The organism is Leptospira sp. GIMC2001 (genome assembly GCF_028462125.1).
Classification (GTDB): Bacteria; Spirochaetota; Leptospiria; order Leptospirales; family Leptospiraceae.
Genome location: NZ_CP115469.1, coordinates 70160 through 83036 on the forward strand (window position 1 = coordinate 70160; position 12877 = coordinate 83036).

At 31.6% G+C, this 12877-nt stretch carries 13 protein-coding genes; all 13 read right to left on the minus strand.

Features of this window, described 5'->3' with window-relative positions:
* Nucleotides 1-387: 387 nt before the first annotated feature.
* Complete coding sequence (locus O4O04_RS20330) at nt 388-1368, minus strand: P-loop ATPase, Sll1717 family (RefSeq protein WP_442915978.1); 981 nt, start codon at nt 1366-1368, stop codon at nt 388-390.
* 25 nt (nt 1369-1393) lie between these two features.
* Nucleotides 1394-2650 carry an IS256 family transposase gene (locus O4O04_RS20335; RefSeq protein WP_272532316.1) on the minus strand — a complete coding sequence of 419 codons (1257 nt, stop codon included), beginning with the start codon at nt 2648-2650 and terminating at the stop codon, nt 1394-1396.
* Between the two features lie 84 nt (nt 2651-2734).
* Nucleotides 2735-3256: a P-loop ATPase, Sll1717 family gene (locus O4O04_RS20340; protein WP_272536198.1), complete on the minus strand. Its 522-nt coding sequence runs from the start codon at nt 3254-3256 to the stop codon at nt 2735-2737.
* A gap of 169 nt (nt 3257-3425) precedes the next feature.
* Nucleotides 3426-4376, minus strand: a complete 951-nt coding sequence (locus O4O04_RS20345) for a DUF2971 domain-containing protein (RefSeq protein ID WP_272536199.1) — start codon at nt 4374-4376, stop codon at nt 3426-3428.
* Nucleotides 4377-4568: 192 nt separating this feature from the next.
* On the minus strand, nt 4569-5387 hold the full coding sequence (locus O4O04_RS20350) for a hypothetical protein (RefSeq protein ID WP_272536200.1): 819 nt from the start codon (nt 5385-5387) through the stop codon (nt 4569-4571).
* Nucleotides 5388-5629: 242 nt separating this feature from the next.
* Nucleotides 5630-6088, minus strand: coding sequence for a HEPN domain-containing protein (locus O4O04_RS20355; protein WP_272536201.1), 459 nt, complete (start codon nt 6086-6088; stop codon nt 5630-5632).
* Nucleotides 6085-7149, minus strand: a complete 1065-nt coding sequence (locus tag O4O04_RS20360; protein ID WP_272536202.1) for a DUF262 domain-containing protein — start codon at nt 7147-7149, stop codon at nt 6085-6087. Before O4O04_RS20360 ends, O4O04_RS20355 begins: the two co-directional genes overlap by 4 nt.
* Nucleotides 7150-7636: 487 nt before the next feature.
* Complete coding sequence (locus O4O04_RS20365) at nt 7637-8485, minus strand: restriction endonuclease (protein ID WP_272536203.1); 849 nt, start codon at nt 8483-8485, stop codon at nt 7637-7639.
* Nucleotides 8486-8656: 171 nt separating this feature from the next.
* Entirely contained in the window at nt 8657-9178 is a 522-nt protein-coding gene (locus O4O04_RS20370) for a hypothetical protein (protein WP_272536204.1), read from the minus strand.
* Nucleotides 9179-9351: 173 nt separating this feature from the next.
* The gene (locus O4O04_RS20375; protein ID WP_272536205.1) at nt 9352-10023 is read right to left on the minus strand and encodes a DUF4276 family protein; all 672 of its coding nucleotides are present in this window, start codon (nt 10021-10023) and stop codon (nt 9352-9354) included.
* Nucleotides 10020-11087 (minus strand): AAA family ATPase, encoded by a 1068-nt coding sequence (locus tag O4O04_RS20380; RefSeq protein ID WP_272536206.1) that lies wholly within the window; start codon nt 11085-11087, stop codon nt 10020-10022. Before O4O04_RS20380 ends, O4O04_RS20375 begins: the two co-directional genes overlap by 4 nt.
* Before the next feature lie 195 nt (nt 11088-11282).
* A complete protein-coding gene (locus O4O04_RS20385; protein WP_272536207.1) occupies nt 11283-11564 on the minus strand; it encodes a hypothetical protein in 282 nt (93 codons plus the stop codon).
* Complete coding sequence (locus tag O4O04_RS20390) at nt 11539-12057, minus strand: hypothetical protein (protein ID WP_272536208.1); 519 nt, start codon at nt 12055-12057, stop codon at nt 11539-11541. Before O4O04_RS20390 ends, O4O04_RS20385 begins: the two co-directional genes overlap by 26 nt.
* Nucleotides 12058-12877: the final 820 nt, after the last annotated feature.

Sequence of the window (12877 nt, forward strand, 5' to 3'; positions counted from 1 at the left end):
AGCATGCTGGGCATCTCTCACTTGCACACATTCCCTGTGTTGGACTAACACTGGATATTGCTACTCCAGTAAAAATTACACCGAAAAATAGAATTGAAATGAATAATTTCTTCATATGCCTTATTCCCCCGTTCTGCTGCGAATCTATAGAATCTTAATTATCTTAAAATTTCAATACATTTTTAATTAATTAAATAAAAAAGTTTATTCTTTTAAAAAAATCAATTCAAATAATCACCAAGATTAGGTTTCTAAACTCTCAAGCCTCGCATTAATTTTCATTAAAATAAATCCCACAGACAAAACGACCGTAAAAGATGCGAGGTAATACCAGCTATGTAGTGAGCGAGAACGTTTCCGAGCACGCAGAGTTATTCGCAGTATTTTTTACGTTTTAGTTTCTCTGGTTTCTCTCATTCCAAGATAAGTTCTGAATAAAGCATGGACATGAAATCTTAAAACATTACTCAGTAATAAGTTTGGAAATTGGTAATATCCTACATATCGGCTTCCGCTTCTTTGGACTCCCTTGGACTTTCCAATTGATTGAGCTTTAATAAAACCTACTCTCCACAAAATGTCAATTAAATATTCAGGATCTTGATCATTTACCCAAGTAGCTTCTCTAGAAACTTTATATTCCCCTGTAGAAATACCTAAACATATTTCTTCAAGTTCATTTCTATTTAAATTATACGTTTTACCTCTGAAAATTTCAAATATAGTATCCAAACCAGGATATTGAAATCTGTATTCAGAAACTATATCTTTAGCGCGCTCTTCAGAATAACGTACTTCAGCATCTGATATTTCATGGTAATTTGCCGGGAAGTTTTTGTTCTTTTTGGCAGAGTCAGCTGTTTCGCCACAAATATGTATAAACTCTCTTGGTCGCATTAAAGTTCTATCTACCATATAATTGAATGATTTTGCTTTTCTATAATCTATGTTTTCTGAAAATATATGATTCCAAACTTTCTCGTCATCTTCTATATTTTTTAATTCCGGAATTGAAAATCGTATTCTATTAGTTATCAATTTTCTTAAATTAGATTCATCCCAATTTAGAATTTCAATAATATCTCTAATCTTCTGTGCATCTTCGTATAGTGAAGGTATATTATCATATAATTCCCGCCTTAAAGAAATAAAAACTCTTAAATTCGGATTTAATTGATTAATTGATATACTTGATTGAAATAATCCAGAAACAAATGCTTTAGCATCCTCAGACGCATCCCAACCTTTATCTAATTCGTCTATTAATATTGTAAATCTTCTGCTTGAGCATAAATCAATTATACTTGGCAATAATTGTTCTATCTCTTCAAGTCGATATAATTTTGTTAATTCTTTTGATTTAGAGATTGTCCCAAAAACCGTTAGAAATCAATTAGGCGGATAAAGATATATTCATCTCTGTAAAGTTTTCTTCAATTACTTTTTTATTGGCTAAATAATTGGATAGAAATTTTTCTATTTCTTTGTATCCTTTTACTTTTCTGAAATGAAGCTCTTGTGCATATAGGAGAGCTGCTGTCCATCGTGTTGTCATGTCTCGATTTTTACGCCACCTTTTTACTCGGTTCATTTGAAATCTTGGATGTGAAAAGGCTGAATCAATGGGATTCGTTGATTGAAATGTTTTTCGAATTTCGATTGGTAATTGGATTCTATGACAAGTCAATAGATTGTCTTGACCTTCTAACAGACTCATCTTAGCTGTTTCACTGATATTCCCTAACCAATGTTCCATTGCTTTCAAAGATTCTTTAGCCTTCGAGTATTCATTCAAATTGAAAATTGCTTTATATTCAATTTGAAATTCATCATGATATTCTTTGGGCAAGCACGCTTTTATATTTCTCATTTTATGTAAAATACACCTTTGGTGATCATAGTTTTCACCAAAGTATTGCTTAATGCCTTTCTCAATTCCTTTTGAACCATCTGAGACAACCAAAACCCGTTCAGTAAGTGAAATTTCACGATCTTGTAGTTTCCTTAAAGCAGATAATACTATTTCAGAATGTTCACTTGAGCCTTGTACCACCGACAAAAAATGCTTGTGTCCTTCTTTATCTACACCTAATACAACTACTATCACTTCATCCGCTACATGAATACCATCAATGAAAATGGAAAAGAATTCTTTGCCTGGAAATTTTCTCGTATTCAGTTTGTTAAAATGTGCTCTAGAAGCATTTACAAATTCTCTGGATATCTTTGATTTTGAAACTCCAAGTTGCTCAGATACATCTTTCAAGCATTCTCTAAATCGCCGTGTCGTTAGACCAGATACCATCAGTTTGAAAACAATTTCTCCAAGATCTGCTTCGGATTTTAAATTTGCATAGCTTTCTAGTAAAACTTCTTGTCCAGATTTTCTGACTCTTGGTTTTTTGATTTTATGTTTCTGACCCAATATTGGAACAAAAACATTCTCTGAACCTGCACGATATGCTAGACTTTCTTCTACTTTACGGCTAAATCTTTTTCCGCATAGGGCTTCGATTTCCTCTTCCATGATCTCTTGGATAAATTCTAAGGATTTTTTTCGGATTTCAGTTTCTATGTTTGATTTTAAAAAAGATCGAAAACTATCAATATTCGATTGACTATTCGATGTGGTTGTGTTTTTATTTTTCATTGGTGGAACCCCTTTATGATTTTGTTGTCCAAAACTATATTATGGACGGGTTCCGCTTTTTTCAATTCCTAACGGTTTTTGAGTCTAGCTCTTTGATTTAAATGCAGCCTCATAATTTCCTATTTTAATACCTTCTATTCGCTTTAAATATGATATCAAAATTGATATCGGATTATCTTGATGTCCTTTATAGTTATCTCTTAAAAAATTATAAATTTTTGCTGACGAACCAGTTTTTAATATTTTTCCATCACTATCAATCTTTTTCATTATTAAAATGAAAATCAAATACTTCCAAGCAGCAGCATAAGCTCCTTGCTTAACCCATGATCCTTTATGTTCTGATACCATTAAATCATTCAATATTTCATATGAGTAATCTTCAGGAGATAATTCTAAAACAAAGTTTCCATTGTTTCTCTCTCTTTCTGCAATAATTTTAAAGATGGCACTCTTACCAGCGCCTCTATTACCAATTAAGATTTGCTTACGACCAGAAAAAATATTATTAAATGATGAAGATTCAACAAAATAATTGCTCAAACCTTTTCCCAAATCTCTTTCAGCAGCAGGTGCTCCAAAATCTAATTTACTAAAATCTATCATTTGTCTTCCTTAGGGTTAAATTTTAAAAAAATATGACGTATAACGAAACTGACTACCCGACGTAAATCCTAGCTGAGCCTCCATAGGAGTCGTTATCGTCGGAACGAATTCTAGCCCTGCAAGAAGCGTGACGAAGAGGAATGTGTCGTAGACCTACGGTATGCGAAAGTTACCGGGCGTTGGTAATTAGTGTACCATCTAAACTATCTATTTCCATTTGTACTACTGGAATTCTTTTTTTCGCGGCAATAGATAACAATTCGTCTTTTTCATGTTTTAAGCATTTTGCCCCAATAAATATTCTGGATATTGGAGGCATTGCAATGTTCTCTTCTTTTTCGTATATGCCAAATGGAATCACTATTCTCCATTCTTTTTCATACTCCCATTCGATTCGTTTTACAATTGCAGAATATATTGGAAAGTAAATATTAATATTTTCTATTTGAGATAAAAAAGGAGTTATATCCAATACACCCTCTTGATACAAGACAGGATATAGGTGACTAATCTGCATTTGGTTCAAAGGTCGACTGAAGTCGAATTCTATGCAAAAACCTTTATGTCCATTTGCGTAGTGCGCCCACATTAAGCTATTATCATATTTCTCGGTGAAAGAGATTATCTTTACTGAACTTCTGAAATTCTCTGCGGCGTTTTCTATTAACTCCCTGAATAGTTTTTTCAGAATGGGTTTGATAATTGGCTTAATTGGTTTTAGCAGGAATTCTTGCCACCCTGGTAATTTTTTATGAATTGCAAGATCAATTATATCATCAAAGAAATTTCCATTTTTTGCTACGGTTTGGATTTCATCATCTGTAAAAAAAGGATCGAGATTGTATTTTTTTACAAAAGATTCATTTTGAAAACTCAATGCTGCGGGTAAGATTTTTTCAACATCAAATGTTGCGATGCAATCAATAGGATCATTTAAGTTAAAAGGATTTGACAACCAAAGAGTAGTATCGCGCAAATTAGACAATGAGTTTGAGTTTATAGTCCTGTACTTATACAAATACTGCGGTATATTTGCTTGTTTAATTGCTTTTGCTCGTTGCAGGTGAATCAAATTCCTGTTTGGAGGAAACATATATTTTACAAATTCATTCTTCCACATATTTTACCAATGGCGAATAACTCATCACAACTGAATTTCGACTATCTTTCCATCCATCTTGAATATTCGACAATACTAACTCAGTCAACCTGGAAATCAAGTCAAAGAGCAAATTTAAATCCCTGAAAAAAACCGATCTTAACGATCACGAAAACGTTTCTGATTGAAAAGAGCTATACGAAGAATTGAAATTCATCCTTTAAATAATCCTAAATTATATTTAATAAAACCAAGTTCTTCTATTCTGTCGAATATGACTCTAAATTTATCTTTATTTAAGTTCTTAGACATTTCCTTTATTATCGTAAAAAATATTTTATTATTATTTACATCAAACAATATGTTATTTTCGAAATTTCTATTTTTCCCATTTTTCAGCCAAGCAAGAAAAAAGTTATGCAAAATAAAAATAAAGTCATCTGTTGGATTCACATCTTCTCTATCTATATTTTTTGCTACTCCGGAAATTTGCTTCTCAATATATATTAGGTAAGATTTTTCATTAGATACTCGATTTCCATTCAGAATAAAATTTGTGTTGCTATATAATAAATTACTTTTTTGTTGTATTTCTGATTTAAAATTATTTATTCTTAATTTGTAAATTTCCTTCTCAAGCCTTTCTTCTAATTTAAATAATTCATCATTAATTCTAACATACTCATTCTTTTCTACAAATCGGCTTAAAGCAAAAATTGCACTAATTATCGTTGCTAATCCAAATAGCAAGGTAATGAGTAAAATATAGTGCTCCCTTTCTCGTTCAAATATTTGAATTAGATTTGGAATAGCATTTGCATCATTAAGTCTTTCCAATTTACTTTCTAATTCTTTTAGCTTTATTTCATTAATTAATAAATAGTTATCTGTTCTATTTTTTAATTCAGACTTTTCAATAGAAATGGTTAGATTCGGTATAACTCTAGTATTGTAAAGAAAAAAAGAAAAAATCGATAATGCTAAAAGATATAAAAATATCAAGGAAATAATAAGGAATTTGTTAGTAATCATTCAATTTTTTCCGTTTTCCGCATAACTCAATACACTTGAGCTATGAATACAAGTCCATCCATCTTTAATATTCGCCAAATGTGATACAGTCCTCCTGGAAATCAAGTCAAAGAAAAGCTTTAATTCTTGGAAAAACACCGAATATTGCGTTCACGAAAACGTTCAAGAAGAAGTGATAAGTGGATGACTACTTGGTCAAGGGAGCGAAGACGTTTCCGAGCACGCGGAGTTAGGCATTTTTTTCAACTAATTATTGATTTTATTATTTTAATACTTTTTTTTACATCTTCATAATATGTTTTTACTCTAGGAAATGTGATTGATACATTTTTTCCATGTGCTATTTGATTTCTAGTCGCTACAATACTGTCGATTGCTGTTTTTTTTTCTTCTTTAACTTTCTCTTTAAAGTCTTCGGCCCATACTTTATTAAAACCATTCAAAATTTTTTCTATCTTTTCACAATTTAAGTTAGTAACTTTACTAATTGAATTATTTATATAGTTTGATAAAATAGGACTTGATTTATTCTCCACATATTCATATACAATATTCTTGATAGATTCCTCAATATATCCTGACACTAGTATACATATATATCTTGACCAGTGTGAAAGTATTTCTTCGTCAAATTCTTTATTATTAATGGATGCGATAATTTTATCTATCCTAGAAGTAAAACTTACTAAATTTTGATTCATAGAAATTCAAATGTATCTTTAGTAAATTTTAATCGAGCTTTAACTGCTTCTCCATCTGAAGTTCCTACTTTAACAAGTCTAATAAAATCATCCGTAGATATTATACTGTTATATTTTTGTGAATATATTTTTTCAGTTGGAACTTGACCACTTGAAATCATATCAGCTGTCGCTACCATAATAGAATCAAAAGCAGAAGCGTTTATAGACCTTATTGGTCTAAATGCTTTGTTGCCAATAGCTTTATGAATATATTTTAAAGTTTCTGTAAATATGGCCTTTATATCTTGTTCACTAATTTTATTTAGATTTTTATTTTCTGACATAAATGTATTTAAAAAATATCTTAAAGGCTTCATATAATTGTTTCTATTATAAAATAAAGCAAGAAACCTCAATATCAATTCTTGATCCTTTAACCTTTTACTTTTTTGTCCAAATATTTCTCTCCACTCTTTTAATTCATTTAATTCTGATAATAATTCGTTAAATTTTCCGGAATATATCGAAGCTCTTATTTCTTGAGGCTGTAGTTGCAATCCTCCAGTGTTTAGTCTTTCAAATATTAAATATATACTACTATCGTCATCTCTGGGCTCATCTTGCTTAATTATAGTAGCATGAATAATCTGATCATCCAAGTGAAGTCGATCTTCTTCATTTAAGGTAGAATAAGTTTTTCCTTCAAACCTTTCTTGAACTCCACTTAAATAAAATTTTTTATCGTTAAAAGATTCCTCATAAAACATTTGAAGAGATTTTAATCTTTGTTGACCATCAATAACTATCATCTTATTATCATCTTCTTTTGCTAAAAATATACCAGGGATAGGTAACCCCAACAATAAAGATTCAATAAATTTAGTAGATTGAGATAATGACCAAACAAAGTTTCTTTGAAAGGGTGGGATATATATAGCTTTGCTTTTTAACCTCTTAACAAGACTATCGACTGGATAATCAGCACCAAAACTTGTAATAGAATACCTATAAGGGATACTTTCATCTTCACCTGTTTCAAGTTCTATTTCAGATTCTTCATGAATTTCATTGTTTTCCATTACATTTCCCCTTTACTATGAAAATTACGTCTAACACAAGATATAAGAACTTCAAACATCATTTCATTCAACTTTCAAAATCGACAAATCTAATTTTATATATCAGAAACTCAAAAATAATTCCCACTCTAAATAATGTCAAATTAGTTGGTTGACGAAAATGTACTTCTATGTATTTCTCTCCTCGTTTTTTCATATCAATGAGGACTCCTGGGTTTTTAGGAGGTAACCAAATGCAGTCTGCAAATTTTGTAATCCCAGTCGAAAACTTAATTCTAGTTTCAAGCGAACCTTTATCTTAAATAATACCTCTATGCCCAAATGCTTGAAAAAATCGATCCTCAAAAAGTTGGGTTTCACACTTTTCATCACCTTTAAGATGAGAAACGAAATCTACTACTATTTGTTTATTCACACTGGTTCCTTAAATTTCATAAGTTAAGACTTAATCTTCTTTTTAAATTCAGAATGATAATTCTCGAAAAATTTATTGAATCTTAGATACATTTTCCAACCATTCCTTCACGCCGTTAAAATCTCTCAGACTTACTTTCCAATTTAATGAAGCTGCAAAGTCTTCAGCTGGCTTGGAAAAACTGGATGTAGTGACAATGATTCCCTGATTCGCTTTTTCTGATTCCAAAATGCCGGCCATACTTCTTACTATGCCAACCCCTATTTTATTTTTTTGAGCATACCTTTTACATTCAATTAGATATTTTGTTTTTACGTTCGGGATCGAGGTATTGATTGCCATAATATCATATCCGCCATCTCTTGTTTCTTTGGAAAGTGTAACTTCAAAATTATAATTCTTAAATATTTCAGCGATTAATTCTTCAAATTCCCGCGATTTTATAGAAAATATTCTTTGAGGATTTTTAGCAAATGCGCTAATTAATTCAAGTCCAACCCCAATTATAGTCCCAGGTAAATTCTTACTCTCTTCCGATTCTTTTTCAGTAACTTTTATTTCATCAGTTTGAAAATCTATTCCTCTTGGATACAAGCATTTAGTTTCAGTTTCTAAGTTTGTAACATTTTTCTTTAAATCTAAATATTGATTAAGAGCGTTTACAATTCTCTCATTATTTTTTAGATTAGATTCCCTGAAAAACATTTCTAAACTTGCATGAGTAGTCAGTATTTTAGAAATGTTTAATAAATTCTGACTATCATGAATTATGGCTTTAAGGATATCATGACTTTTGAATAGACTATCATTAAGTAAATATTCACGGCTTGATTGCAGCATAGCGTACAAATCTGGCGTGAGTATTCCTTCTACACTTTTTTGCATCGCTATGGCTTTCTGCAAACTTTCTTTGTCGATCATGATTCTATTTCCAATGGAAGATTTAGTTTTTTAAAAATTTCACTTAAACAAATATTCATAATTTAGATATAATATAAATTAATCCATACTTTTGAAAAAACTGATGAAACTTTTCCAGTAATTCAACTTTAGAAGCAACTCATAATTATGTCAACAAAGATGAGAATTCAATTATTTAGGTAAAAAATAATGAGGGTCTTCCGGCTTGGGTGATGGCGAAGCTTCCCCCTTCATTGCTAACTCAAGTAATCTGCGTATTGTCGTCATGAGTTTTGCGAAGTTCTCAAAGTATTGAGCATCGGAAATAGACCCATTTCCGTGAGCCTGACAGAGATTGAATAAACCTGCGTGACCGAACTGAAGCACTTCTGTTACTGTATACATAGTAACTACTTTTTGATTATATTGCATAATATTGGTGATAGTCTCATTTTTCTCAGCAATACCTGGTATTTTTAAGACATCCGAAATAGTCTGGGAGGCGGTTAAATTATGCTCACGGGCACCAGGTCCAGTGAACTCGATACATGAATAAGGTAGCTTGCCGTCATTACGCTTCCAGGTGAGAATGTAGCGTTCGGTATTGCTTCCAGACGTTACAGCAAAATCTTCAAACACTTTCGTTGTGCGACAACTCATACTAAGAGCTAAGATAAATAACGTTAGTGCAAATTGGATTCGATAAAATGTCATATTTCCTGCCTCCTTGACTGAACCTTAACTCCAGCGAACGGTAGGAGTTTAAGAATTACTAGGTGTACAGATGAATGTTTTTTGCGTCAACTAAAATTTGCTAAATAAAGGATTTCAGAGCTGATTCATCGATTTTTTAATATTTTATTCATGATTGATGTTCTTCCAAAGAATCATTTTTCTTTGGCTTTCATTATCAAGGTCTCTACCCAATTACTAAATCTTGGGCATTTTTCCAAAACGGTTTCAATTCCAATTTCCTTTAAAATCAGTATCCCATGGATTACTTTATTATAGCCGGGAATATGTTTTTCTAATCTTTTTGAAGGGGCGGTTAATTGAGAATCGTTTATTAATTCTGGGTTAGGATGAGAATCAAATATATTTTTAATATTTTGATATTCTATTTCTGTCTTGGTAAATAATGTTGAAAGCCAAATATCTGAAGAGAAAGCCAATGCTTCAAATTCATGTAATTGAATATATGGAACTAGGTTCGGAAATTCTTGTCCTTTTTCTTTTTCCAAATCTTCCCTGATCGCTTTTTCCAAATATTCAACTCTATCCGATTTTTCCAAATATGCCACCTTAGCATTCTCATATTCAGGAAAATCCTTAGGTAATGCGTAAAAATCAATTAGAGTGCTAACCACAGCATTACTTTGGAATACACAATTAAGTAGATCTCTTTTTAAATGTTGGTATTTAGTTAAACCACCATTTGTGTGTTTTATTGTGAAGTAATGAACGGAATTAAGGCCGTTCAAATTTAGAAAAGGCTTTAATATTTCATTGACAAACTCAAGCTCAGTTTGTCCCTCTACAATTATAATCAACCTCTTCACTGAGGCTGTCCTTTAATCACACGTTTTACCCACAGATCACCAATAGAATATTCATTCAACCAATCACCTAGATCATCAGACCCAAGTCGCCTAAAAACCGATTGATTATTTTCTTTATCAACAGTAATTATATCCTCTGCTTCGAAATTGTTTAGTAAAGTGACGGACTGAGTTGAAACGATAATTTGACAATCTTTAGCTGCTGCTGATTTTAATAGACCAGATAGTTTAACAATAGCCATTGGATGTAATCCCAATTCAGGTTCATCGATAATTATTACTTTGGGCAAGGAAGGTTGCATTAACAATGTTACTAAAGCTATAAACCTCAAGCTTCCATCGGATAAGTGATTTGCATTAAAATACATTTCAGGATGTTCTTTCTCTATCCATTCCAACAGTATTTTTTCCTCATTTAGCAAAGTTGGTGACAATGCAAAACTTTCAAAAAAAGGGACCACTGATTCAATCACCTTTTCAATTCTCTTAAATACAATAGGATGCTTTTCTTGCAAATAATATAAATAAGCAGGAAGGTTGCCACCGTCTTCTCTTAAGGTTCTGTTATCGTTTACATTTGCGCTTGAACGCATTGGAGCCGAAATGCTCGTATCATGAAAATGATAAATTTTATAACTTTTTAGGTGGTTTCTAAGATATTTATCTCTAAATGTAGTAGAGCTTTTAATTCTACTCTCTTTAATGTTTATGTTAGAGTTTGATTGGCGGCCTTGAGCAGGGTAATAATAACTTTTTTCTTCAGATATAAAAAAAGTACCCTCTTCTGAAGGTTTGAGGTTAAAAGAGTAGCCGTTATCACCAAACTTTAAATGACCTGTAACTTCACTTGAATTTTTTCGCCCATAATGGAGTATATTATCGACTCCACTTTTTAAAGAAAACTCCTGTAATCTACCTTCGTAGACATTATTAACTAAATTAAAAAAGGAAATAAAATTTGATTTTCCTACTCCATTTGAACCTATAAGAATATTGATCGGTCTTAACTCGATGTCTAATTCTTTGATAGATTTAAATCCCTGTATTTTTATACTTTCTAGCATTTCTTTGCGTTGAGAAAATCAATTCTCAAATATTCTAGGTGCGAAAAATATTCCAAAAAAAAGACTAAGAATCTTTTGTAAGCTGTATTAAAATTATTAATTAAGTAAAGAGAAATGAAATTCAAAGGGTGGAATGAAATTTTAATATTTAAGTTCATAGGTTGTTTGAGTTCCCTATTGTACTAAACTTCTAAATCAGGCACACTCTGCAAAATCTGCTATTTTCAATTCAACTCTGTTTAGAATACCCACAAGAGATTCATACTTGATCTTTCTTCTACCATTAGGTTCATAAACTATAAAAGGAATCGGCTCTTTAATATTAGGAAACGTATGATAAATCATGACCCAATCCATTTTAAAACCAACTCTTGTTTCTTTTTCAACATCAGTTCCCATTCCGGGAAAGGCATTTTCAAGTTTTTCCCGAACGCAGTCATAATTATAGTATTTAGGCTTTTTGATTAAGAGCGTCATCTTCAGTGAATTTTCGATTATTTTGAAATGTTTGCTTTAGAATTTCAAAGTCCACTTTTAGTTCCGCATTCTTTTCTCTTTCGTCCGCAACTTCTTGTCTTAGACCGTCCACTTCTTTCTCAAGCTTATGATTATGCTTTACTTCTGGATCACCTAACAAGAAACTTAAACGTCTATACAATACCCAGAAAGAATCCATCTCTGTTCTTTCCAAGTAACGATCAATAGTATTTACACTCACTTGATCTTTTGAAATGTAATCATGAATAATTGACTGAAGATCTTCTTTGGCTGAGTCAACATTGTGAGAAGTTGCAAAAAGTCCCAATTCTAGAGCAACCGCAGTGAACGCATCTTCTTCATCAATTCCTTTGTCTTTATAAACTAAATAATGAATTTTAAGATTTGCAAACGCTTCATAGTTCCATGATTTTCCAATTAGAACTATATCACCTATTTTAAGATCGTGTTCCAATTTATTTAGTACAGACATTCGTCTCTATTCCTTTTTAAGCCCTAAGCTTGTTTCGTTTTGCTTCTTTCCAAAGCTTTCTATATTTCTCTATCGGTTTAAAATTCTCTGAGCAAAGTGATTTTGCCACACGTTTGAGAATTCTTATTAAAATCCTAACCAGTGGAAGAATTTATCGGCCTGACTACGCGACCACCACATCTTCCTATATTTGAGACCGCTGGCAATCTTTTTTTGATACACTTTTTTATCTTATTTGATACAAAATAGCTAATTAAACCCATTTCTGATCAAAACTTGAAGAAGACATTTTCGCATTCTATGTAAAGTAATAACCCATCCTAACCTTCTATCCCCTTTCCTAGCAATACATCGGAGAAAGAAATTAAATCCTCTAGGAAATCCTCCCTTTTAGAAAGTGCTCCGATTTTACCCATGGATTCCAAAATTTCATTTTTTATACAATCGCTCCTTCGAGCGGAGACCAACAACTCTAATTGGATGTCATAAAGCATAGACAGCACATCTTTTTCCATGTCGGTACATTATCATGGGGGCAGGACAAAATACTATACATTTGTTTTGCAACGTTATAAAAAATTAATGACCGTTATTGATGCGACATAATCGGCATTAGGTTGGTCTACCCTACCCTACCACAGATAGGGTATAAATAATCCAGAATACAATTTATAAAAATGCTCATGCTATTTCCTCCTTTTTAATTAAAAAAGATTTTTTCAATGAGACATAAAATAAATCCAAAAACGTGTAAAAAATTTTACCTCTATTTGGAATTAAAATTTTGCATTAATGAAGTCTGATTATAAATTTGCAATAC

Bases quoted from the DNA above. Each gene is read 5' to 3' on its own strand.
- O4O04_RS20335 (WP_272532316.1), bottom strand. From the start codon at position 2,650: ATGAAAAATAAAAACACAACCACATCGAATAGTCAATCGAATATTGAT.
- O4O04_RS20340 (WP_272536198.1), bottom strand. From the start codon at position 3,256: ATGATAGATTTTAGTAAATTAGATTTTGGAGCACCTGCTGCTGAAAGA.
- O4O04_RS20345 (WP_272536199.1), bottom strand. From the start codon at position 4,376: ATGTGGAAGAATGAATTTGTAAAATATATGTTTCCTCCAAACAGGAAT.
- O4O04_RS20350 (WP_272536200.1), bottom strand. From the start codon at position 5,387: ATGATTACTAACAAATTCCTTATTATTTCCTTGATATTTTTATATCTT.
- O4O04_RS20355 (WP_272536201.1), bottom strand. From the start codon at position 6,088: ATGAATCAAAATTTAGTAAGTTTTACTTCTAGGATAGATAAAATTATC.
- O4O04_RS20360 (WP_272536202.1), bottom strand. From the start codon at position 7,149: ATGGAAAACAATGAAATTCATGAAGAATCTGAAATAGAACTTGAAACA.
- O4O04_RS20365 (WP_272536203.1), bottom strand. From the start codon at position 8,485: ATGATCGACAAAGAAAGTTTGCAGAAAGCCATAGCGATGCAAAAAAGT.
- O4O04_RS20370 (WP_272536204.1), bottom strand. From the start codon at position 9,178: ATGACATTTTATCGAATCCAATTTGCACTAACGTTATTTATCTTAGCT.
- O4O04_RS20380 (WP_272536206.1), bottom strand. From the start codon at position 11,087: ATGCTAGAAAGTATAAAAATACAGGGATTTAAATCTATCAAAGAATTA.
- O4O04_RS20385 (WP_272536207.1), bottom strand. From the start codon at position 11,564: ATGACGCTCTTAATCAAAAAGCCTAAATACTATAATTATGACTGCGTT.
- O4O04_RS20390 (WP_272536208.1), bottom strand. From the start codon at position 12,057: ATGTCTGTACTAAATAAATTGGAACACGATCTTAAAATAGGTGATATA.